Origin of the sequence: Streptomyces sp. NPDC007084 (genome assembly GCF_040703595.1) — a bacterium.
Taxonomy (GTDB): Bacteria; Actinomycetota; Actinomycetes; order Streptomycetales; family Streptomycetaceae; genus Streptomyces.
Window position 1 is genome coordinate 116,043 of record NZ_JBEYFY010000002.1, and the last position, 22,635, is coordinate 138,677.

The 22,635-nt window shown below is 72.9% G+C and carries 17 protein-coding genes and 1 tRNA gene; 15 read left to right on the top strand and 3 right to left on the bottom strand.

Annotation, left to right across the window (positions count from 1 at the left end):
- Positions 1 to 98: 98 nt before the first annotated feature.
- The gene (gene murA / locus AB0912_RS02420; protein WP_366695887.1) at positions 99 to 1,439 is read right to left on the bottom strand and encodes a UDP-N-acetylglucosamine 1-carboxyvinyltransferase; all 1,341 of its coding nucleotides are present in this window, start codon (positions 1,437 to 1,439) and stop codon (positions 99 to 101) included.
- 282 nt (positions 1,440 to 1,721) lie between these two features.
- Between murA and AB0912_RS02425 the strand changes: the two genes are divergently transcribed.
- From AB0912_RS02425 to AB0912_RS02475, 11 genes are all read left to right on the top strand, one after another.
- Positions 1,722 to 2,294 carry a YqgE/AlgH family protein gene (locus AB0912_RS02425; RefSeq protein ID WP_366695889.1) on the top strand — a complete coding sequence of 191 codons (573 nt, stop codon included), beginning with the start codon at positions 1,722 to 1,724 and terminating at the stop codon, positions 2,292 to 2,294.
- 29 nt (positions 2,295 to 2,323) lie between these two features.
- Positions 2,324 to 2,623 carry a DUF3039 domain-containing protein gene (locus AB0912_RS02430; RefSeq protein ID WP_081217546.1) on the top strand — a complete coding sequence of 100 codons (300 nt, stop codon included), beginning with the start codon at positions 2,324 to 2,326 and terminating at the stop codon, positions 2,621 to 2,623.
- A 313-nt stretch (positions 2,624 to 2,936) separates the two neighbouring features.
- Positions 2,937 to 4,325 (top strand): extracellular solute-binding protein, encoded by a 1,389-nt coding sequence (locus tag AB0912_RS02435; protein WP_366695891.1) that lies wholly within the window; start codon positions 2,937 to 2,939, stop codon positions 4,323 to 4,325.
- A 4-nt stretch (positions 4,326 to 4,329) separates the two neighbouring features.
- Complete coding sequence (locus tag AB0912_RS02440) at positions 4,330 to 5,316, top strand: sugar ABC transporter permease (RefSeq protein WP_366695893.1); 987 nt, start codon at positions 4,330 to 4,332, stop codon at positions 5,314 to 5,316.
- Positions 5,317 to 5,318: 2 nt separating this feature from the next.
- The gene (locus AB0912_RS02445) at positions 5,319 to 6,197 is read left to right on the top strand and encodes a carbohydrate ABC transporter permease (protein ID WP_366696272.1); all 879 of its coding nucleotides are present in this window, start codon (positions 5,319 to 5,321) and stop codon (positions 6,195 to 6,197) included.
- Positions 6,198 to 6,204: 7 nt separating this feature from the next.
- Positions 6,205 to 7,872 (top strand): beta-N-acetylhexosaminidase, encoded by a 1,668-nt coding sequence (locus tag AB0912_RS02450; RefSeq protein ID WP_366695895.1) that lies wholly within the window; start codon positions 6,205 to 6,207, stop codon positions 7,870 to 7,872.
- 279 nt (positions 7,873 to 8,151) lie between these two features.
- A complete protein-coding gene (locus AB0912_RS02455; RefSeq protein ID WP_366695897.1) occupies positions 8,152 to 9,045 on the top strand; it encodes an FAD binding domain-containing protein in 894 nt (297 codons plus the stop codon).
- Entirely contained in the window at positions 9,042 to 11,105 is a 2,064-nt protein-coding gene (locus tag AB0912_RS02460; RefSeq protein ID WP_366695899.1) for a 2Fe-2S iron-sulfur cluster-binding protein, read from the top strand. The genes AB0912_RS02455 and AB0912_RS02460 overlap by 4 nt, the downstream gene beginning before the upstream one ends.
- Entirely contained in the window at positions 11,102 to 13,408 is a 2,307-nt protein-coding gene (locus tag AB0912_RS02465; protein WP_366695901.1) for a molybdopterin cofactor-binding domain-containing protein, read from the top strand. The genes AB0912_RS02460 and AB0912_RS02465 overlap by 4 nt, the downstream gene beginning before the upstream one ends.
- Complete coding sequence (locus AB0912_RS02470) at positions 13,405 to 13,557, top strand: hypothetical protein (protein ID WP_366695903.1); 153 nt, start codon at positions 13,405 to 13,407, stop codon at positions 13,555 to 13,557. Before AB0912_RS02465 ends, AB0912_RS02470 begins: the two co-directional genes overlap by 4 nt.
- A gap of 191 nt (positions 13,558 to 13,748) precedes the next feature.
- Entirely contained in the window at positions 13,749 to 14,924 is a 1,176-nt protein-coding gene (locus AB0912_RS02475; RefSeq protein ID WP_366695905.1) for an SUKH-4 family immunity protein, read from the top strand.
- Between the two features lie 66 nt (positions 14,925 to 14,990).
- On the opposite strand, the gene AB0912_RS02480 is transcribed toward AB0912_RS02475, so the two are convergent.
- Positions 14,991 to 15,062: transfer RNA gene (locus AB0912_RS02480), tRNA-Cys, on the bottom strand.
- Positions 15,063 to 15,283: 221 nt separating this feature from the next.
- On the opposite strand from AB0912_RS02480, the gene AB0912_RS02485 reads away from it, so the two are divergent.
- The 4 genes from AB0912_RS02485 (at position 15,284) to AB0912_RS02500 (ending at position 21,590) form a co-directional block, all read left to right on the top strand.
- The gene (locus AB0912_RS02485; RefSeq protein WP_366695907.1) at positions 15,284 to 16,735 is read left to right on the top strand and encodes an MFS transporter; all 1,452 of its coding nucleotides are present in this window, start codon (positions 15,284 to 15,286) and stop codon (positions 16,733 to 16,735) included.
- A 572-nt stretch (positions 16,736 to 17,307) separates the two neighbouring features.
- Complete coding sequence (locus tag AB0912_RS02490; RefSeq protein WP_366695909.1) at positions 17,308 to 19,110, top strand: DEAD/DEAH box helicase; 1,803 nt, start codon at positions 17,308 to 17,310, stop codon at positions 19,108 to 19,110.
- Positions 19,111 to 19,747: 637 nt separating this feature from the next.
- Positions 19,748 to 20,389, top strand: a complete 642-nt coding sequence (locus AB0912_RS02495) for a helix-turn-helix domain-containing protein (RefSeq protein WP_366695911.1) — start codon at positions 19,748 to 19,750, stop codon at positions 20,387 to 20,389.
- Between the two features lie 412 nt (positions 20,390 to 20,801).
- Positions 20,802 to 21,590: a S16 family serine protease gene (locus AB0912_RS02500; RefSeq protein ID WP_366695913.1), complete on the top strand. Its 789-nt coding sequence runs from the start codon at positions 20,802 to 20,804 to the stop codon at positions 21,588 to 21,590.
- Positions 21,591 to 21,745: 155 nt separating this feature from the next.
- Here AB0912_RS02500 and AB0912_RS02505 read toward each other — a convergent pair whose 3' ends face one another.
- Positions 21,746 to 22,633, bottom strand: a complete 888-nt coding sequence (locus tag AB0912_RS02505) for a glycine betaine ABC transporter substrate-binding protein (RefSeq protein ID WP_366696273.1) — start codon at positions 22,631 to 22,633, stop codon at positions 21,746 to 21,748.
- Positions 22,634 to 22,635: the final 2 nt, after the last annotated feature.

The window sequence follows — 22,635 nt, forward strand, 5'->3', positions numbered from 1 at the left end:
TACGTCCCCGTCACGGGAGGCGTACGAGGCGCGGAACGACGATGGGGCGGCCCCTTTTCAGGGGGGCCGCCCCATCGTCGTACGTACCGCCCTGCCCGCTAGCCGAGCGCCTTGCCGGGCAGCTCGACCTTCGCGCCCAGCTCGACGAGCTTCTCCATGAAGTTCTCGTAGCCGCGGTTGATCAGGTCGATGCCGTGGACCCGGGACGTGCCCTGGGCCGCGAGGGCCGCGATGAGGTACGAGAAGCCGCCGCGCAGGTCGGGGATGACCAGGTCGGCCCCCTGGAGCCTGGTCGGGCCCGAGACGACCGCCGAGTGCAGGAAGTTGCGCTGCCCGAAGCGGCAGTTCGAGCCGCCCAGGCACTCGCGGTAGAGCTGGATGTGCGCACCCATCTGGTTGAGCGCGGAGGTGAAGCCCAGCCGGGACTCGTACACCGTCTCGTGGATGATGGACAGGCCGGTGGCCTGCGTCAGCGCGACGACCAGCGGCTGCTGCCAGTCCGTCTGGAAGCCCGGGTGGACGTCCGTCTCCAGGGCGATGGACTTGAGCTGCGAGCCCGGGTGCCAGAAGCGGATGCCCTCGTCGTCGATCTCGAAGGCGCCGCCGACCTTGCGGTAGGTGTTCAGGAACGTCATCATCGACCGCTGCTGGGCGCCGCGGACGTAGATGTTGCCCTCGGTCGCCAGCGCCGCGGACGCCCAGGAGGCGGCCTCCAGACGGTCCGGGAGGGCCGCGTGGGTGTAGCCGCCGAGCGTGTCCACACCGGTGACGCGGATCGTCCGGTCGGTGTCCATCGCGATGATGGCGCCCATCTTCTGCAGCACGCAGATGAGGTCCTCGATCTCCGGCTCGACGGCCGCGTTCGAGAGTTCCGTGACGCCCTCGGCGAGCACCGCGGTCAGCAGCACCTGCTCGGTCGCGCCGACCGACGGGTACGGAAGCTGGATCTTGGTGCCGCGCAGCCGCTGCGGGGCCTCCAGGTACTGGCCGTCCTCCCGCTTCTCGATCTTCGCGCCGAACTGGCGCAGCACCTCGAAGTGGAAGTCGATCGGCCGGCCGCCGATGTCGCAGCCGCCGAGCCCCGGGATGAAGGCGTGGCCGAGCCGGTGCAGCAGCGGGCCGCAGAAGAGGATCGGGATGCGCGACGAGCCCGCGTGGGCATCGATGTCAGCGACGTTCGCGCTCTCGACGTGAGACGGGTCGAGGACCAGCTCGCCGGGTTCCTCACCCGGACGGACGGTCACACCGTGGAGCTGCAGCAGGCCGCGGACGACCCGCACGTCGCGGATGTCGGGGACGTTGCGCAGTCGGCTCGGACCACTGCCCAGGAGGGCGGCGACCATGGCCTTGGGTACGAGGTTCTTCGCACCGCGGACACGGATCTCGCCCTCAAGCGGGGTTCCGCCGTGGACAAGCAGGACATCGTCGTTGACGGTCATGTATCTCGCGTTCCGATGAGTTGGGCAGGTGTGAGTCGTCGGCAGGCCGGTCGTACGGGAGCCGAACAGCAAGGGTAATGGCCGCCCACCCCCCCTCTGTAAGCCCACGGACCCCGCGGACGCGTCATAGCTTCGCCACAACACGAACCGTTCCGAAACGGGCACGCGGGGTCACCGCCCCCCGGTGTGCGCGGGCGGTGCCTCCGCGCGCCCTGAGCTGCGTTCACTCCCGTACGGGTATTGGCTCCCCACCGGAGGGGAATGTGCGGGATCATGTCTGGCATGACCGAGGTGTCCTCGCTCACAGGGCGGCTGCTCGTGGCCACGCCCGCCCTGGCGGACCCGAACTTCGACCGCGCGGTGGTGCTGCTCCTCGACCACGACGAGGAGGGCTCCCTCGGTGTCGTCCTCAACCGGCCGACCCCGGTGGGCGTCGGGGACATCCTGGAGGGCTGGGCGGGCCTCACCGGAGAGCCGGGCGTCGTCTTCCAGGGCGGGCCGGTCTCGCTGGACTCGGCGCTCGGGGTCGCGGTCATCCCCGGCGGGGCGTCGGGGGAGCGGGCGCCGCTCGGCTGGCGGCGGGTGCACGGGGCGATCGGTCTGGTCGACCTGGAGGCCCCGCCCGAGCTGCTCGCCTCGGCGCTCGGCTCGCTGCGCATCTTCGCCGGATACGCCGGCTGGGGCCCGGGCCAGCTGGAGAACGAACTGGGCGACGGCGCCTGGTACGTCGTCGAGTCCGAGCCCGGTGACGTCTCCTCGCCGGCGCCCGAGCGGCTCTGGCGCGAGGTGCTGCGGCGGCAGCGCAGCGACCTGGCGATGGTGGCGACGTACCCCGACGACCCTTCCCTCAACTGATGGGCGCGGCCCCCAGTACCCTTGGCTCCATGAGCACTCTTGAGCCTGAGACCCAGCCCCAGCGAGGCACGGGGACGGGGACCCTCGTAGAGCCGACGCCGCAGGTGTCGCACGGCGACGGGGACCACGAGCGCTTCGCCCATTACGTCCAGAAGGACAAGATCATGGCGAGCGCGCTGGACGGCACGCCCGTCGTGGCGCTGTGCGGCAAGGTGTGGGTGCCGGGCCGCGACCCGAAGAAGTACCCGGTGTGCCCCATGTGCAAGGAGATCTTCGAGTCCATGGGCGCCGGCGGCGACCAGGGCAAGGGCGGCGGCGACAAGAAGTAACACCCGGCTCCCTCCGGCGCGGTACGCCGCGTGGACCGAGTGAGGCCGCGGCGCCCCTGACGAGGGGCGCCGCGGTTTTGTCGTGCGCGGGGCCGGACGGGTCGCGGGCGGGGTCGCGCGTTGTTGTGCCGTGGGGGCGGGCGCGTTCGCCGCGCGGGGTGCCGGGCGTTGCACGGAGTGCGTCCCGTGGTCACAGAGTGGTTGAGACCTCTTGTGGGCATGTTCCTGTACTCCATAGCCTCCGGGGTGTTGTGCAGAGCAAAACCGCCATTGCGCATGCTGCAACGCGCGCACCCCCACCGGAGGATGCTCGATGAACTTCCCCGCCCCCCGAGTCCGCGCTCCCCGCGTACCCGCCCCCCACGTCCGCGCCTCCCGCGTACCGGCCTCCCGAATCCGCGCCCCCCGCATCCGCGCGGCCCGTACCGCCGCCGCCCTCGCGGCCCTCGTCGTCGCCACCGCCTGCGCCCCCCAGACCTCCGGCGACTCCGCCTCGGGCAAGGACGAGAAGAGCGGCACCCTGCGGGTCTGGCTCTTCCAGGAGGTCGGCAACAAGCCCAAGGAGAAGGTCGTCGACGCGGCCGTCACCGCCTTCGAGAAGAAGCACGACGGCACCCGGGTCGAGGTCGAGTACATCCCCGTGGAGACCCGCGCCCAGCGCATCAAGGCCGCCTTCAACGACCCGAAGAGCGCCCCCGACGTCATCGAGTACGGCAACACGGACACCGCCGGCTACGTCAAGGACGGCGGACTCGCCGACGTCACCGGGGAGTTCGCGGCCTGGGACGACGCCAAGGACACCGACCCGACCGCCCGGCAGTCGGTCACCGTCGACGGCAAGGTCTACGGCGCCCCCTACTTCGTCGGCGTCCGGGCCCTGTACTACCGCACGGACGTCTTCAAGGAACTGAACCTCACCGTCCCGAAGACCCAGGCCGAACTGGCCGGCACCGCACGGAGGATCCACGCCGCGAAGCCGGACCTGTACGGCCTCGCCGTGGGCGGCGCCTACACCTACGGCGCCCTGCCGTTCGTCTGGGCCCACGGCGGCGAACTCGCCCGCGGCAAGGGCGGGTCCTACTCCGCCGCCATCGACAGCCCGGAGGCCCGCGAGGGCATCAAGGCCTACACCTCGCTCTTCGGCGCCGCCAACTGCCCCGCCGCCAAGTGCGCCGGCATGGGCGGCAACGACACGGTGACCGCCTTCGCCGCGGGCAAGGCGGGCATGGCCATCGGCGGCGACTTCAGCCACGCGGCCGTCGAGGCGGGGAAGGTGAAGGGCAAGTACGCGGTGGTGCCGCTGCCCGGCGTGCGCCCCGGCTCGGTGGCGCCCGCGTTCGCCGGCGGCAACAACCTCGGGGTCCTGAAGAGCACCGCCCACCGCACGCTGGCCGTCGCCCTGATGGAACAACTCGCGTCCAAGAAGACGCAGAGCGACCTCTTCGACGCGATGGGCTTCCTGCCCACCTACACCGACGTCCGCGAACAGGCCGCCGCCCGCGAGCCGTTCGTCGCCCCCTTCGTGAAGACCCTCGCCTCGGGCGCCCGGTTCGTGCCGGCCTCGCCCGCCTGGGCCCAGATCGACGCCTCCCTCGTCCTGCCGACGATGTTCCAGGAGATCGTCAGCGGCAAGAAGGACGTGGAGCGCGCCTCCGGCGACGCGGCGAAGAAGATGAACGACGCGTTCGGCACCGCGGGCTGACCGGATGACGACCCCCGACACCCTCGCCGAGCGCCCCGGGCGCGCAGCGGTCACCACGGCCGCCCGCCGCGCCCCGGGGCGCCGCGGCGGACCCACGGCCGGCCCCGCCACACGCGGACGGGCCGGCTGGACCCCCTGGCTCTACCTCGCCCCCGCCCTGGCCGTCCTCGGCGCCCTGCTCGTCTACCCGATCTGGCAACTCGGCCTGATCTCCTTCCTGGAGTACACCCAGGCCCAGGTCAGCGGCGGACAGCCGACCAGCTTCGTCGGCCTCGACAACTACACCGAACTGTTCGCCGACCCGCAGTTCCGGCAAGTGCTCCTCGCCACCGTGCTGTTCGCCGCGGCCTGCGTGGTGTCGACGCTGGCCACCGGCTGCGCCCTCGCGGTACTGCTCACCCGCGTACGGGCCGTGCCGCGGCTCGCGCTGATGCTGGCCGCCCTCGGCGCCTGGGCCACCCCGGCGGTCACCGGCTCCACCGTCTGGCTGTTCCTCTTCGACCCCGACTTCGGGCCCGTCAACCGGGTGCTCGGCCTCGGCGACCACTCCTGGACGTACGGCAGGCTCAGCGCCTTCGCCCTCGTCCTGCTCGAAGTGGTCTGGTGCTCCTTCCCGTTCGTCATGGTCACCGTGTACGCGGGCATCCGCGCCGTCCCCTCCGAGGTCCTGGAGGCCGCCGCCCTGGACGGCGCCTCGCAGTGGCGGATCTGGCGTTCGGTGCTCGCGCCGATGCTCCGGCCGATCCTGGTGGTCGTCACCATCCAGTCGGTCATCTGGGACTTCAAGGTCTTCACCCAGATCTACGTCATGACGGGCGGCGGCGGCATCGCCGGGCAGAACCTCGTCCTGAACGTCTACGCCTACCAGAAGGCGTTCGCCGCCTCCCAGTACAGCCTCGGCTCGGCCATCGGCGTGGTGATGCTGGTGCTGCTGCTCGCGGTCACCCTGGTGTACCTGCGGCTGCTGCGCCGGCAGGGGGAGGAACTGTGAGCCTGCTCAACGGGGTCGTCCTCAAGGGGGTTGTCCTCAAGCGGGCCGTCCGGCGTCCCCGGCGACCGTGGCGGCTCGCCGCCGAGGCGACCGCTCTGCTCGTCGCCGTCGTGGTCGCCTTCCCCCTCTACTGGATGGTGCTCGGCGCCTTCAAACCGGCCGGGGAGATCCAGTCCACCGAACCCCGGCCCTGGACGGCCTCACCCACCCTGGATTCCTTCCGGCGCGTCTTCGGGCAGCAGGAATTCGGCCGCTACTTCCTCAACAGCCTTGTCGTGGCGGGCTCCGTGGTGATCGCCTCCGCGCTCATCGCGTTTCTCGCCGCGACCGCCGTGACCCGATTCCGCTTCCGATTCCGGACCACCCTGCTGATCATGTTCCTGGTGGCCCAGATGGTGCCCGTCGAGGCCCTGACCATCCCGCTGTTCTTCCTCATGCGCGACACCGGCCGGCTCAACACGCTGGGCTCGCTGATCCTGCCGCACATCGCCTTCTCGCTGCCCTTCGCGATCTGGATGCTGCGGGGTTTCGTCAAGGCCGTTCCCGAGGCGCTGGAGGAGGCCGCCCACATCGACGGGGCGAGCCGCGCGCGATTCCTCTGGCAGATCCTTTTCCCGCTCGTCCTGCCCGGTCTCGTGGCCACCAGTGTGTTTTCCTTCATCTCCGCCTGGAACGACTTCCTGTTCGCCAAGTCCTTCATCATCAGCGACACCTCGCAGTCCACCCTGCCGATGGCGCTGCTCGTCTTCTACAAGCCGGACGAACCCGACTGGGGCGGTGTGATGGCCGCTTCCACCGTCATGACGATTCCGGTGCTGATCTTCTTCGTACTCGTACAACGACGACTCGTCTCCGGCCTCGGCGGAGCGGTAAAGGACTGATGGACTGATGGCACTGACGGACGTTTCGGATACGGGGCTGATTCCCGCTCCTCTTGCCGTCGAGGACGGCGGACGCGGCGCGTTCACCCTCGACGCGGACACCACGCTGGCCGCCGCGCCCGGCACCGAACGCACCGAACGCTGGCTGCGCTCGACGCTCGGCGCCGCCCTCGGACTGCCCCTGCGACCTGCGCCGCGAGACGCCCGGGGCGATGTGCGGCTGCTCCTCGACGACACCCTGGGCGCGGAGGCCTACCGGCTCGACATCGGCGACGGCGGCGCCGAGATCCGGGGCGGCGACGCGGCCGGCGTCTTCTGGGGCGCGCAGACGCTGCGTCAACTCGTCGGCCCCGACGCCTTTCGCCGCGCCCCCGTCGCTCCGGTGACGCGCCGGGAAATCGCGGCCCGCGCCATCGAGGACGCGCCCCGATTCCGCTGGCGCGGTCTGATGCTCGACGTCGCACGGCACTTCATGCCGAAGGAAGGCGTCCTGCGCTACCTCGACCTGATGGCCGCGCACAAACTCAACGTCTTCCACTTCCACCTCAGCGACGACCAGGGATGGCGTGTCCAGATCAAGCGCTACCCGAAGCTGACCGAGACCGGTTCCTGGCGGGCCCGCTCCAAATTCGGCCACCGCGCCTCGCCGTTGTGGGACGACAGACCGCACGGCGGCTTCTACACCCAGGACGACATCCGCGAGATCGTCGCCTACGCGGCCGACCGGCATATCGCCGTCGTCCCCGAAATCGACATCCCGGGACACTCGCAGGCCGCCATCGCCGCGTATCCGGAACTGGGCAACACCGACGTCATCGACACGACCTCCCTGACCGTCTGGGACAACTGGGGCATCTCCCGAAACGTACTCGCCCCCACTGACACCACCCTGCGCTTCTACGAGGGCGTCTTCGAGGAACTCCTCGACCTGTTCCCCGCGGACCCCGCCCGCTTCCCGGAGTTCTCGGGCTTCTTCCACATCGGCGGCGACGAGTGCCCCAAGGACCAGTGGAAGCAGTCGCCCACCGCGCAGGCGCGCATCAAGGAACTCGGCCTCGCCGACGAGGACGCGCTGCAGTCCTGGATCATCCGGCACTTCGACGAGTGGCTCTCCGCGCGCGGGCGCCGGCTCATCGGCTGGGACGAGATCCTGGCGGGCGGGCTCGCGCCGGGCGCCGCCGTGTCGTCGTGGCGCGGCTACCAGGGCGGGATCACGGCCGCGCGCGCCGGCCACGACGTCGTCATGTGCCCCGAGCAGCACGTCTACCTGGACTACCGCCAGGCCGCCGGCGAGGACGAGCCGGTGCCCATCGCGTACGTGCGCACCCTGGAGGACGTCTACCGCTTCGAGCCCGTTCCCGCGCAGCTCACCGAGGACGAGGCGCGGCACGTGCTGGGCACCCAGGCCAACCTGTGGTCGGAGGTGACGGAGGACCACACGCGCGTGGACTACCAGGCGTTCCCCCGGCTCGCCGCCTTCGCCGAGGTGGCCTGGAGCCGCCTCCCGGCCTCCGCCGAACGGGACTTCGCCGGATTCGAGCGCCGGATGACCGGCCACTACGCGCGCCTCGACGCCCTCGGGGTCGGCTACCGCCCGCCGGCCGGACCCCTGCCGTGGCAGCGGCGGCCCGGAGTCCTCGGACGCCCGATCGAGGGACCGCCCCCGAACGTGTGAGGGGCGGCCGACCGGTGTGCCCCGCGCCCGTCTCCCTGGCACGGTGACTCCCGTAAGGAAAAAGCCCCCAAGGATCACCGAAGAGTGGCAATCGACACTCACCGGTGATGCCGTGCCAAAACGGACCATCTCCCCAGCGACGGGGGCGAATGCCTCCTAGCGGACCCCCGCGCCGAGCGCCGGGGAAGATGTGCCAGAGTTGCCACGTCCGCCCTGTCAGCACGTACCGTACGGCAGCACAGGTGGGACCAGGTGGGGCAGCGGGAAGGGGCAGCCGGTTTGACCACGCACGCACCGCAGGCGGCGCAGGCCGTGACGCTGCCCGTGTCGCTGGACGAGGCAGTCGCGGCACTGTCCGCCATGCCCGCCGCCGTCCCGGTGGCCGGCGGCACCGACCTGATGGCCGCGGTCAACTCCGGGCAGCTCAGGCCGGCCGCGCTCGTCGGCCTCGGCCGGATCAGCGAGATCCGCGGCTGGCAGTACCAGGACGGGCACGCGCTGCTCGGCGCCGGCCTCACCCACGCCCGGATGGGCCGCCCCGACTTCGCCGCCCTCATCCCGGCGCTCGCCGCCGCCGCGCGGGCGGCCGGACCGCCGCAGATCCGCAACGCGGGCACCCTGGGCGGCAACATCGCCTCGGCCGCGCCCACCGGCGACGCGCTGCCCGTACTGGCCGCCCTGGAAGCCACGTTGATCATCGCGGGCCCGGGCGGAGGCCGCCGCGAGATCCCCGTGTCGCACCTGCTCGCGGGCGTGGACATGCTCCGCGGCGGCGAACTCATCGGCTACGTGCGCGTGCCGCTGCTGCACGCCCCCCAGGTCTTCCTGAAGGCCACCGGACGCACCGGACCCGGGCGCGCCATCGCCTCCGTCGCGCTCGTCCTCGACCCCGCCCGGCGCGGGGTGCGCTGCGCCGTCGGTGCCATAGCGCCGATGCCGCTGCGGCCCCTGGACGCCGAGGCGTGGGTGGCCCAGTTGATCGACTGGGACAACAGCCGGGCCATCGTCCCGGAGGCGCTGACCGCGTTCGGGGAGTACGTCGCGGCGGCCTGCATCCCCGACCCCGTCCCGGCCGAGGACGGCACCGTGCAACAGCTTCCGCCCGCCGTACTGCACCTGCGGCGCACCGTCGCCGCGCTGGCCCGACGAGCACTCGGGAGGGCGCTGTCGTGACCGACGACCAGCACGAGGAAGGCGCCCGCCACAGCGGGGGCCGCTGGGACCCGCTGCCCCAGGGCGACTACGACGACGGCGCGACCGCCTTCGTCAAGCTCCCCGAGGGCGGCATCGAGGCCCTCCTCGCCTCCAGGGAGCCGCTCGCGGCGCCCGGACACGGTTACGTGCCCCCGCGGATCGACGCGGCCCCCACCCCGCCCGAGGGCGCCGACCCGGCGGCCGGCGAGAACTGGGGCACGCGGCACACCGGCTCCTGGCCGGACCCGAACGCCGGCCGGCAGGACGCCGGGCAGCACGGAACCGGCGTCCACGACGACCGGTTCGCCTACCAGCCGGGCGGCACCGGGCAGTGGGAGTACACCGAGTACACCGAGTATGCCGACGAATACGCTGGCACCACCCGTGAGGACACCGGGCACGGGACGGTGTACGAGGGCGGACACGCCGGGGAGCACGGCTCGGCGGACGACGGCCGACACACCGGTGAGCACGGCGTGCCGTACGCGAGCCGTCAAGGCGGCGGACACGCCGGCGGACATGAGGCCGGGCACACCGGCGAGTACGCGGCCGGGCACCTCGGTGAGCAGGGGGCCGGGCACGATGTGACCGGGCAGTGGTCGATCCCGGTCGCCGGCGGGGATCTCCCGGACGAATCGGGCGAGTTCACCACGTCGGCGCTCGTCGAGCAGTGGGGCGGCACCCCGCCCGCGACGCTGCCCGGCGGCGCCTCGGCGCCCTGGGCGAGCGAGATCGGCCGGCCCTGGACGGCCGAGCCGCGCGAGGTGGCCCCTGAGGCCCCCGCGGACCCCGCCCCGCAGTCACCCCCGTCCCCGGACTCCCAGGCCCCCCAGCGGCCCGCCGAGCCCTCTCACGAGGCCGCCGGGTTCAGCGCCGCCGAAGCGGTGACCGGGCGGCACCCGGAGACGGCCGAGGCGACCGATGTGGCCGAGGTGTCCGAGGGGGTCGGGACGGCCGAGGGTTCCGGGACATCCGAGGTGTCCCGGACGTCCGAGGTGTCCCGGACGTCCGAGGTGTCCCGGACGGGCGAGCTGTCGGAGGTGCCGGAGGCGTCCGCGCCCGACCCGGCGCACCGGAGGCCCGAGGCACATGAGGCCGTCGGCGCCGACGGGTCCGGCGACCTCGCGGCGCCCCCGGCCCACGAGTCCGAGGCGGTCGCCCCCGGGGACGGCCGCGCGGGAGACACCGCCGAGGAGACCCCGGACGCGGATCACTCCGACCGGGAGCACTCCGACCGGGAGCACTCCGACCGGGAGCACCCCGACCGGGACCACCCGGACCAGAACCACCCGGACCAGAACCACCCGGACCAGAACCACCCGGACCCGGACCACCCGGACCCCGCCCCGCACGACGACCACCCCCTCGCCTCCTACGTGCTGCGCGTCAACGGCGCTGACCGGCCCGTCACCGACGCCTGGATCGGCGAGTCCCTGCTCTACGTGCTGCGCGAGCGGCTCGGCCTCGCGGGCGCCAAGGACGGCTGCTCACAGGGCGAGTGCGGCGCCTGCAACGTCCAGGTCGACGGCCGGCTCGTCGCCTCCTGCCTGGTGCCCGGCGTCACCGCCGCCGGCAGCGAGGTGCGCACCGTCGAGGGCCTGGCCGCCGACGGACAGCCCTCCGACGTACAGCGCGCCCTGGCCAAGTGCGGTGCCGTGCAGTGCGGTTTCTGCGTCCCCGGCATGGCGATGACCCTCCACGACCTCCTGGAGGGCAACCCGGCGCCGACCGAACTGGAGACCCGCCAGGCCCTGTGCGGCAACCTGTGCCGCTGCTCCGGCTACCGGGGTGTCCTGGACGCCGTCCGCGAGGTCGTCGCCGAGCGCGAGCACACCTCGGCGGCGGCCGAGACCGCCGCCGAGAGCGCCGACGTGGACGAGGCCCGCATCCCGCACCAGGCGGGCCCCGGCGCCGGCGGCGTCCACCTCTCCGCCTACGAGGACTCCGGCTACGAGGACTCCGCCCACGAGGGCGACGGTGGTTACGGCTCCCCGGCGCCGCACGAACAGCCGTACGGCCAGGACGGAGGCCAGGCGTGACCAACCAAGCCGCGACCGCGACACCGGCGACGCCCGACACGGGCCCCGAGCCCCTGCCGCACGGACTCGGCGTCTCCCTGCCGACCGCCGAGGCCCGCGCCAAGACCGAGGGCACCTTCCCGTACGCGGCCGACCTGTGGGCCGAGGGACTGCTGTGGGCCGCCGTGCTCCGCTCGCCCCACCCGCACGCGCGCATCGTCTCCATCGACACCCGCCACGCGCGCGAGATGCCCGGCGTGCGCGCCGTCATCACCCACGAGGACGTCCCCGGTAGCCCTCTGCACGGCCGCGGCAGAGCCGACCGGCCCGTGTTCGCCTCCGACGTCGTACGCCACCACGGCGAGCCCATCGCCGCCGTCGCCGCCGACCACCCGGACACCGCGCGGATGGCCGCCGCCGCCGTCATCGTCGAGTACGAGGTCCTCGAACCGGTCACCGACCCGGAGCAGGCCTTCGAGGCCGAAGCGCTGCACCCCGACGGCAACCTGATCCGGCACATCCCGCTGCGCCACGGCGACCCGGACGCGGCGGGCGACATCGTGGTCGAGGGCCTCTACCGCATCGGCCGCCAGGACCCCGCCCCCATCGGAGCCGAGGCCGGACTCGCCGTGCCGCGTCCCGACGGCGGCGTCGAGCTGTACGTCGCCTCCACCGACCCGCACACCGACCGCGACACGGCCGCCGCCTGCTACGGCCTGGACCCCGCGCGCGTGAAGGTCGTCGTCACCGGCGTCCCCGGAGCCACCGCCGACCGCGAGGACCAGGGCTTCCAGCTCCCGCTCGGCCTGCTCGCCCTGGCCACCGGCTGCCCGGTGAAACTCACCGCCACGCGCGAGGAGTCCTTCCTCGGCCACGCCCACCGCCACCCCACGCTGCTGCGCTACCGCCACCACGCCGACGCCGAGGGCAGGCTGGTCAAGGTCGAGGCGCAGATCCTGCTCGACGCGGGCGCCTACGCCGACACCTCCGGCGAGTCCCTGGCCGCCGCCGTCTCCTTCGCCTGCGGCCCCTACGTCGTCCCCAACGCCTTCATCGAGGGCTGGGCCGTCCGCACCAACAACCCCCCCTCCGGGCATGTGCGCGGCGAGGGCGCCCTCCAGGTGTGCGCCGCCTACGAGGCCCAGATGGACAAGCTCGCCAAGAAGCTCGGCGTCGACCCCGCCGAACTGCGCCTGCGCAACGTCATGGCCACCGGGGACGTGCTGCCCACCGGCCAGACGGTGACCTGCCCGGCACCCGTCGCCGAACTGCTCCAGGCCGTCCGCGACTTCCCGCTGCCCGCCCTCCCCAAGGACACCCCCGAGGACGAGTGGCTGCTCCCCGGCGGCCCCGAGGGCGCGGGCGAACCCGGCGCCGTACGCCGGGGTGTCGGCTACGCGCTCGGCATGGTCCACATGCTCGGCGCCGAGGGCGCCGACGAGGTCTCGACGGCCACCGTGAAGGTCCACGACGGCGTCGCCACCGTGCTCTGCGCGGCCGTGGAGACCGGCCAGGGCTTCACCACGCTGGCCCGGCAGATCGTCCAGGAGACCCTGGGCATCGACGAGGTGCACGTGGCGCCCGTCGACACCGACCAGCCCCCGGCGGGCCCCAGTTGCCGCGGCCGGCACACCTGGGTCTCCGGCGGAGCCGTCGAACGCGCCGCCAAGATGGTCCGTACGCAGCTCCTCCAGCCGCTGGCGCACAAGTTCGGCATGTCCACCGAACTCCTCCAGATCACCGACGGCAAGATCACCTCGTACGACGGTGTCCTGTCGACCACCGTCACCGAGGCGATGGACGGCAAGGAGCTGTGGGCGACCGCCCAGTGCCGCCCCCACCCGACCGAACCCCTCGACGAGGCCGGCCAGGGCGACGCCTTCGTGGGCCTCGCGTTCTGCGCCATCCGCGCGGTGGTGGACGTCGACATCGAACTGGGCTCCGTACGGGTCGTGGAGCTGGCGCTCGCCCAGGACGTGGGCCGCGTCCTCAACCCGGCCCAGTTGACCGCCCGTATCGAGGCGGGCGTCACCCAGGGCGTGGGCGCCGCGCTGACCGAGAACCTCCGCACCGCCCGCGGCCTGGTCCGGCACCCCGACCTCACCGGCTACGCCCTGCCGACCGCCCTGGACACCCCCGACATCCGGATCGTGAAGCTGGTCGAGGAGCGCGACGTGGTCGCGCCGTTCGGCGCCAAGGCGGTCAGCGCGGTGCCGGTCGTGACGTCCCCCGCGGCCGTCGCGGCGGCCGTCCGGGCCGCCACCGGCCGCCCGGTCAACCGCCTCCCGATCCGCCCGCAGGCCGCCGTGGTGACGACGCCGTGAGCACGCCCGAACCCGCGAACGGCGACACGGCCCCCGCCGACCAGCCGCGCTACGAGCCCCCGCCCAGCGTCGGAAAGCTGCTGATCTGGGTGCTGCTCTTCGTCCTGGCGGCGGTGGTCGTGGTGTTGGGCGGCGTGTACTTCACCTGAGGGCGCGGGGTCCGGGGCGCGAGTCCGTGAGGCTCGGCCAGGGCCCCGACCGGCCCCGGGAGGGGGCCCGCCCCTGAGCCCGCCGCGTTGTCAGTGGGGCGGCGTATGGTTTTCGCCAATGGGGAACTGCCGTGGAACCACCGGCCGTTCCCCTCGGGGGAAGCACAAGCGTTCACATGCGCGGGGGAGCCATGAGCACGACTGACACCGATGTCGGCGGCGCGATCACACTGTCCGACCACGAGCTGGATCCGTACGTCACCCACCTGCCCACGCGGCACCTCCTGACGGGCGCCGGACTGCCCGCCGAGAGCGCGCTGCTGGGGTTCGACACCCTCCGGGAGTACGGCCTGCGCACCCTGGCCGACCTGGCGGGGGACGCCGACCGGCTCGCGGAGGAGCTGCGCGACCGGCTCGTCATCGGGGCGCTGCGCAGCCTGGACCGGGACCTGGAGTCGCTGCTGCTCGACGGGACGACGGGCGAGGTCTCCTCGGCGTACGTCCCGAGGAACCCGGCGCACCTGGACCTTTCGCCGCTGGCCCCCTCCCTGGAGGCGCTGCTGCGCTTCGCGGCGGCCACCGAGGAACTCACCGCCCCGGGGAGCCGTCCGGCCCCCTTCGGCCCGAAGGCGGTGGCGGAGACCTCGGACCGGCTGGGCGCCGTCTTCGCGGACACGGCGGACCGGGCGGGCGCGGACGTGGCGCCGTACTGGCGGATGGCCGCGCTGATCCGCCCGCTGGCCCGGATCGCCGGCCCCGGCGAGGGCCTCGTGCTCGCCCTGCCGAAGCGGCTGCTGGACGAGGAGTTCGGGGTGGGCGCGATCATGCGCTTCGAGGACCTCGACTTCCCGCGCGCGCTGACGCACGAGCCGACCCGCCGCTTCCTGCGGGAGACGGGACTGCCCGAGGACGGGCTGCTCTTCCAGCTGGACACGGAGGTGGCGCTGCCGCCCCTCACCGAGTACTACGCGGACGAGCGCCCGCAGGCGTTCGCCGCAGCCCACCTGCCGGTCACCGCCGGCCGGCTGATCCGCCTCGGGCGGCTCGCGGAGGACACCAGCCTGGTGGTGGACGGGGCCACGGGCGCGGTGCTCGCCTGGAGCGAGCCGGACCTGACCCTGCGCCCGCTCAACGCGGACATCTCCACGCTGGCGTTCACCCTCTGGCTCCTGCACCGCGAACGCACCCTGGACGCGGTCCACGCCCTGAGCGATTCCCACGACCACCTGGCGGCGACCCTGACCCAAACCCTGGCCACGGTCGACCCCATCGCCTGCGACCCCACCCCGACCCTCCCCGGCGACGACGGCCTCCGCCACTGGCCGAAAATATTCGAGAACCGGGAGGCCGGCGTGCTGTACGCGTAGCGCGGGCGGTCGCCACCCGGAAACGAGAACCGGCCGCCCCCGAAACGGGACCGGCCGGCCACAGGGAGGCCGTGGCGGGAATCGAACCCGCGTAACTCGCTTTGCAGGCGAGTCCCTGAACCACTCGGGCACACGGCCGTTCTCAGGTGCGGCACGGCTCACTCGTTCCGAACCTGATGGGTCGACCGTAGGCGCGTGGGGTGCCCGGCTCAAGGGGGGCGGGGGCGCCGCAACGGGACTGCCATACGCCGTTCACGAACGCGAGGCGCGGAGGCGGCCGGGTCCTACGACCAAAGGACCGGGGGATCACCTACCTCCGACAGGAGTCAGTGCGGGCTGCGCACCTTACGCTGACGGTCATGGCAGCCCTGGACACCCCCGACACCGTGACCGTTCCCGCCCGGGGCGGGGGCGGTGTGCTGAGCCGGGACCACCGGGCGCTCAGCATCGGGATCGTGTCCGTCGTGCTGGTCATCGCCTTCGAGGCCACCGCCGTCGGTACCGCGATGCCCGTCGCCGCCCGGGAACTCCACGGAGTCGCGCTCTACGCGTTCGCCTTCTCCGGGTACTTCACCACCAGCCTGTTCGGGATGGTGCTCGCCGGGCAGTGGTCCGACCGGGACGGGCCGCTGGGGTCGCTCACCGCCGGCATCGGCGCGTTCGCCGCGGGGCTGCTGCTCTCGGGGACCGCCGCCGGCATGTGGGTGTTCGTGCTCGGGCGGGCCGTCCAGGGGCTCGGCGGCGGGCTCGTCATCGTCGCCCTGTACGTCGTCGTCGGCCGGGCCTATCCGGAGCGGCTGCGGCCCGCGATCATGGCGGCGTTCGCGGCGGCCTGGGTGGTGCCGTCCGTCGTCGGCCCGCTCGCCGCCGGTGCGGTCACCGAACACCTCGGCTGGCGCTGGGTGTTCATCGGCATCCCGGCCCTCGTCGGCATCCCCCTCGCCCTCGCCCTGCCCCAGATCCGGGAGCGGGCCGGCGGACCCACCGAGGGGGCGGAGGAGGGGTCCCTCTCCGGCCGCCCCCTCGACCGGCGGCGGATCCGGCTCGCGTTCGGGATCGCCTTCGGGGCCGGCCTCCTGCAGTACGCCGCCCAGGATCTGCGGGCTCTGGCGGCCCTGCCCGCGCTGGCCGGCGTCGCGCTGCTCGTGCCCGCCGTGCGCGGACTGCTGCCGCGCGGCACCTGGCGGGCGGCGCGCGGGCTGCCGTCCGTGGTGCTGCTGCGCGGGGTCGCGGCCGGTTCCTTCGTCGCCGCCGAGTCCTTCGTGCCGCTGATGCTCGTCACCCAGCGGGGACTGTCCCCGACGCTCGCCGGGCTCTCGCTCGCCGCGGGCGGGGCCACCTGGGCGCTGGGCTCCTGGGTGCAGGCACGGCCGCGCGTCGAGCCGTACCGGGAACGGCTGATGTTCCTCGGCATGGTGCTGGTCGCCGCGGCCGTCGCGACCGCGCCCAGCGTGCTCGTTCACGCCGTGCCGGTGTGGACCGTCGCCGTCGCCTGGGCGTTCGGCTGCTTCGGGATGGGGCTCGTGATCGCCTCGACCAGCGTGCTGCTGCTCCAGCTCTCCGCCCCGCACGAGGCCGGTACGAACTCGGCCGCCCTCCAGATCTCCGACGCCCTGTGCAACGTGCTGCTGCTCGCCCTCGGCGGAGCCGCCTTCGCGGCGCTCGGCGGCGGTGCCGTGGCCCACACGGAGGCCGGCCCGGCCTCCGGCGCCCACAGCTCCCACCCGGCCGCCTTCGCCGCCGTGTTCCTGCCCATGGCGGGCGTGGCCCTGGCCGGGGCGTGGGTGACCACACGGGTCCGGCGACGGTGATTCCGGTCCGGGAGCCGGGGTCCGGGGCCCAGGGATGGTGATTCCGGTCCGGGGGCCGGGGGCCGGGGCCCAGGGATGGTGATCCCGGTCCGGGGTCCGGGGTCCGGCGATGGTGCTCCCTGGTCCCGGGTCCCGGGTCCCCGGTCCCGGGTCCCCGGTCCGGCGACGGTGATCCCGGAGGCGGGTCCCGGGTCCGGCGACGGTGATCCCGGGTCCGCGCTCCCGGGTCCGGCGATGGTGCTCCCTGGTCCCCGGTCCAGGGTCTCCGGTCCCGGTCCGGCGACGGTGATCCCGGGGGAGGGACATCGCGGGCCGGGCGTGTCGCGGTGTCTCCGAGCCGGCACGCGACCCGCCGCACGGGCCCTGTGCAGGGGTGACTCCGGACCGTCATGTGACCTCAGTCCCATCCACCCGGGACCCGGTGTCGTCCGCGCGTGGACACGCCGTGGGCGCCGGTAGGGTGGCCCGGTTGTCATACGTAGCCGAGCCGACCGCCCGTCTGCCGTCACCGCCACATCCGACGCGCCGCGCGCGGACCCGGACGCTCCCAATCGACACCCAGACCGGAGACCGTGACTACCACCGCCGCCAGCGCCTCCGCGCACTCGCATCACCTCTCGCCCGCCTTCCCCGGCCGCGCCCCCTGGGGCACCGCCAACAAGCTGCGCGCCTGGCAGCAGGGGGCGATGGAGAGGTACATCCAGGAGCAGCCGCGCGACTTCCTCGCCGTCGCCACCCCCGGCGCCGGCAAGACGACGTTCGCGCTGACCCTCGCCTCCTGGCTGCTGCACCACCACGTGGTCCAGCAGGTGACCGTGGTCGCGCCGACCGAGCACCTGAAGAAGCAGTGGGCCGAGGCGGCCGCGCGGATAGGGATCAAGCTGGATCCCGAGTACAGCGCCGGGCCGCTCAGCAAGGAGTACCAGGGCGTCGCCGTGACGTACGCGGGTGTCGGTGTGCGGCCGATGCTCCACCGCAACCGCTGCGAGCAGCGCAAGACCCTGGTGATCCTGGACGAGATCCACCACGCCGGTGACAGCAAGTCCTGGGGCGAGGCCTGCCTGGAGGCGTTCGAGCCCGCCACCCGCCGGCTCGCGCTGACCGGTACGCCCTTCCGCTCCGACACCAACCCCATCCCCTTCGTGACGTACGAGGAGGGGCGCGACGGCATCCGGCGGTCGGCCGCCGACTACACGTACGGCTACGGTTCCGCGCTCGGGGACGGCGTCGTGCGGCCCGTCATCTTCCTCTCCTACAGCGGCAACATGCGCTGGCGCACCAAGGCGGGCGACGAGATCGCCGCGCGGCTCGGCGAGCCGATGACCAAGGACGCCGTCAGCCAGGCCTGGCGCACCGCGCTCGACCCGCGCGGCGAGTGGATGCCCAGCGTGCTGCGCGCCGCCGACCAGCGGCTCACCGAGGTGCGCAAGGGCATCCCGGACGCCGGCGCTCTCGTCATCGCCACCGACCAGGACTCGGCCCGCGCCTACGCCAAGCTGATCCGGGAGATCACCGGCTCCAAGGCCACCGTCGTCCTGTCCGACGACACCGGCGCCTCCAAGCGCATCGACGACTTCGCGGCGAGCGACGACCGGTGGATGGTCGCCGTCCGCATGGTGTCCGAGGGCGTGGACGTGCCGCGCCTCGCCGTCGGCGTGTACGCGACCACCATCTCGACGCCGCTCTTCTTCGCGCAGGCCGTCGGCCGTTTCGTACGGTCCCGGCGGCGCGGCGAGACGGCGTCCGTGTTCCTGCCGACCGTCCCCGACCTCCTCACCTTCGCCAACGAGATGGAGGTCGAGCGCGACCACGCCCTCGACAAACCGAAGAAGGAGACCGAGGACGACCCGTACGCCGAGTCCGAGAAGGAGATGGAGGAGGCGAACCGGGAGCAGGACGAGGACACCGGCGAGCAGGAGCAGTTCTCCTTCGAGGCGCTGGAGTCCGAGGCCGTCTTCGACCGCGTCCTCTACGACGGGGCCGAGTTCGGCATGCAGGCCCACCCGGGCAGCGAGGAGGAGCAGGACTACCTCGGCATTCCCGGGCTCCTCGAACCCGACCAGGTGCAGCTGCTGCTTCAGAAGCGGCAGGCCCGGCAGATCGCGCACAGCCGCAAGAAGCCGGACGAGGAGGCCGACCTCCTCGAACTGCCCGCCGAGCGGCGGCCGGTGGTCTCCCACAAGGAGATGCTGGAACTGCGCAAGCAGCTCAACACGATGGTCGGCGCGTACGTCCACCAGAGCGGCAAGCCGCACGGCGTGATCCACACCGAGCTGCGGCGCGTCTGCGGCGGGCCGCCGAGCGCGGAGGCGACGGCCGGCCAGCTACGGCAGCGGATCGCCAAGGTCCAGGAGTGGGCCACCCGGATGCGGTGACCCCCGGAGCCCCCCGGGGGTGGGGTGGGGTGTGGGGTCCCGGACGGAGGTCCGGGGCCCTTTCCGCGCGTGCCGGCTTCCGCGCGTGCCGGCTTCCGCGCGTGTCCTCCCGCCGGGCGGCGGGCGGCGGGCGCCGGTCGTCTGCCGCCTGCCGCCTGCCACCGGTCGGGGGTCGCCGGACCGCGCGGGGTTGGGCGGGGCCGGCCGGGGGCCGCGACATGGAGAACCGGTTACCTGCGGGGTGCCGGTATGCGGAACCCCGCGACGGGTGCCGGCAGTCCCCTCTTTCAGAGCGCTCGGACCTTCGGCCGGGCGTGCGCACTCGCCTGTGCGCTGCGTACGCGCGCGGTGTACGCGGAGTCCGCGCGCCCGTGCGTTCCGGGACAAACGGAATCAGTCCGTACGAGTCGATGCCCGGATTCTGGACGGAGACTTCCGCTCAGCGGACCGGCTCGCTACTGTCCCGCTACGCACACGCCCCGTGGCAGCGCCGCCGCGGAGCGCAGCCGTGAAGCGACTCCGCCCGGGGAAGAGCCCGGGTCGCCAGCCGACCGGCGGCCGCTGAGCGCGTCGCCGACGGGACTCGGTGACGCATCGCCGAGCGGGCCGTCGACCTCACCACTAAGGAGTGGGCGTCGTGACCGCGGAGACCTCCCAGACGCTCGACCGGGGACTGCGCGTCCTCAAGTTGCTCGCCGACACGGATCACGGGCTGACCGTCACCGAACTCTCCAACAAACTGGGCGTCAACCGGACCGTGGTCTACCGGTTGCTCGCCACGCTGGAGCAGCACGCGCTCGTACGCCGGGACCTCGGCGGTCGCGCCCGGGTCGGACTGGGGGTGCTGCGCCTCGGGCGCCAGGTGCACCCGCTGGTCCGCGAGGCCGCCCTGCCCGCGCTGCGCGCGCTGGCCGAGGACATAGGGGCGACCGCGCATCTGACGCTGGTCGACGGGACGGAGGCGCTCGCCGTCGCCGTCGTTGAGCCGACCTGGACGGACTACCACGTGGCCTACCGCGCCGGGTTCCGGCATCCGCTGGACCGGGGAGCGGCGGGCCGCGCGATCCTCGCCGCGCGGCAGGCCCCGGTGGGGGAGCCCGGGTACACGCTGACCCACGGCGAGTTGGAGGCCGGCGCGAGCGGGGCCGCGGCGCCGCTCATAGGGGTGACGGGGGTGGAGGGCAGCGTGGGCGTGGTCATGCTCGCGGACGCGGTTCCCGAGCGGGTGGGTCCCCGCGTGATGGACGCGGCCCGCGAGGTCGCGGACGCCCTCCGCTGACGCCGAAGCCGAAGCCGAAGCCGAAGCCGAAGCCGAAGCCGAAGCCGAAGCCGCACCGGCACCGGAGCCGACGCCCACGCCGAAGCCGCAGCGGCACCGAAGCCGACGCAGAAGCCGCACCGGCACCGGCCACCAAACTCGACGCAGAAGCCGGCCCGAGGGCGCCCCACAATGACACCGGCCGGAGAGGCTGGGGGGGTGTGTCTCGCGCCCACGCGGATCAGGGAGCGGACCCAGGAAACCGGCCGCCTGACGCTGACACCGGCACGGGACCCCGGGGCCGCCTTGTGCCGGCGTCGACCGGGGACCCCGGGGCCGCCTTGTGCTGGCGTCGGCCTGGGACCCCGGCATCTCATGACGCCCCCGGGACCTGTCCGGAGGGGCAGGTGGGGCGGGACGTTAGATTGACCCCGTGCTCTCTCGCCTCACGCGCCCCCAGGCCGTCGCCGTCTGCGCCCTCCCCGTCGTGGCCCTGCTCGCCACCGCGGTGTTCGCGCCGCTGCCCTTCTCCCTGGCGCAGCCCGGCCTGACGGCGAACGTCCTCGGCGAGAACAAGGGCGACCCGGTGATCACCATCACGGGCGCGCCCACCCGGAACACCCGGGGCCAGCTCCGGATGACGACGATCGAGGCGACCGGGCCGGACGCGAAGGTCTCGCTCGGGGACGTGCTCAGCGGCTGGTTCGCCACCGACAAGGCCGTGATGCCCCGTGACTCGGTCTATCCGAGCGGCGGCAGCGTCAAGGAGATCGAGCGGCACAACGCGAACGAGATGAAGAAGTCCCAGGACACCGCCACCGAGGCCGCCCTCGGCTATCTGCACGAGAAGGGCGACGTCAAGGTCACCCTGAAGCTCGCGGACGTCGGCGGTCCGAGCGCGGGGCTGCTCTTCTCGCTGGGCATCGTGGACAAGCTGGACGGCGACGGCAGCGGCGGCGACCTCACCGGCGGCCGGGTCGTCGCGGGTACGGGGACGATCGACGCCGACGGCAAGGTCGGCGCGGTCGGCGGCGTCGCCCTGAAGACGCAGGCGGCCCGCCGGGACGGGGCGACCGTCTTCCTCGTGCCGAGGGCGGAGTGCTCGGACGCCAAGACGGAGCTGCCGAAGGGGCTGCGGCTGATTCCGGTGACCACCCTCAAGGGCGCGGTCGACTCCCTGGTGGCCCTGGAGAAGGGCAAGGGCTCGATCCCGAGCTGCTGACTGCCGCGCCCGCGGCGACCCCGTACGACCGCCCGGTCACCCGAGACCGCCGCCCCGCCCGCTTCCGCGCCCCCGCCTCCGCTTCCGTTCCCCCCCCCCCCCCCACACACACTTCCGCCCCCCGGGCTTCCGCCCCGCAACTCCGGCTTCCGCTCTCAGTTCTCCTTCACGAACCCCTTCGACGTCATCCAGTCCAGTGCCACCTGGTGGGGGTCCTGGCCCTCGACGTCCACCTTGGCGTTCAGGTCCTGGGCGACCGTGTTGTTCAGGGCCTTCGTCACCGGCTCGATGACCTGGGCGATCTGCGGATACTTCTTGAAGGTCTTCGCGTTGACAACCGGCGCCGCGTTGTAGTTGGGGAAGAACTTCTTGTCGTCCCGCATCACCTCCAGGTTCATCGACTTGATGCGCCCGTCGGTGGTGAACACCTCCCCGTAGGTGCAACTGCCCTTCTTCACCTGGGTGTAGATGATCCCGGTGTCCATCTGGGTGACGTTCTTCGCCGGGACCGACATGCCGTACGCCTTCTCCATGCCCGGCAGTCCGTCGGCCCGGTTGGCGAACTCGCTCTCCACGCACAGGGTGACCGCGCTGGGGTCGGACTTCGACAGCGCGGCCACCTCCGAGAGCGTCCGCGTCCCGTACTTCTTGAAGTTGGCCTGGTTCATGGCGAGCGCGTACGTGTTGTTGAGGGCGGACGGGGGCAGCCAGATCACGCCGTTCTTCGGGTCGACGTCGTGCACGGCCTGCCACTGCTTCTGCGGGTCGGGGATCGGCTTGCTGTTGCCGAGGTAGGTGATCCACGCGGTGCCCGTGTACTCGTACGTGGCGTCCGCGTCGCCGTTCTTGATGGCCTCGCGGGTGCCGATCGAGCCCTGGATGCCGGTGCGGTCGACGACCTTCGCGCCGGCCGCCTGGAAGGCGATGCCCATGATCGCGCCGAGGACGAGCTGCTCGGTGAACTCCTTGGACGCCACCGTGAGCGTCGCGCCCTTGAGCGGCTCGCCCCTGCCGACCGTGCCGGGCCCGACGTCGTCGGTCATCG

Bases quoted from the DNA above. Each gene is read 5' to 3' on its own strand.
- AB0912_RS02425 (WP_366695889.1), top strand. From the start codon at position 1,722: ATGACCGAGGTGTCCTCGCTCACAGGGCGGCTGCTCGTGGCCACGCCC.
- murA (WP_366695887.1), bottom strand. From the start codon at position 1,439: ATGACCGTCAACGACGATGTCCTGCTTGTCCACGGCGGAACCCCGCTT.
- AB0912_RS02435 (WP_366695891.1), top strand. From the start codon at position 2,937: ATGAACTTCCCCGCCCCCCGAGTCCGCGCTCCCCGCGTACCCGCCCCC.
- AB0912_RS02450 (WP_366695895.1), top strand. From the start codon at position 6,205: ATGGCACTGACGGACGTTTCGGATACGGGGCTGATTCCCGCTCCTCTT.
- AB0912_RS02440 (WP_366695893.1), top strand. From the start codon at position 4,330: ATGACGACCCCCGACACCCTCGCCGAGCGCCCCGGGCGCGCAGCGGTC.
- AB0912_RS02430 (WP_081217546.1), top strand. From the start codon at position 2,324: ATGAGCACTCTTGAGCCTGAGACCCAGCCCCAGCGAGGCACGGGGACG.
- AB0912_RS02505 (WP_366696273.1), bottom strand. From the start codon at position 22,633: ATGACCGACGACGTCGGGCCCGGCACGGTCGGCAGGGGCGAGCCGCTC.
- AB0912_RS02485 (WP_366695907.1), top strand. From the start codon at position 15,284: ATGGCAGCCCTGGACACCCCCGACACCGTGACCGTTCCCGCCCGGGGC.
- AB0912_RS02475 (WP_366695905.1), top strand. From the start codon at position 13,749: ATGAGCACGACTGACACCGATGTCGGCGGCGCGATCACACTGTCCGAC.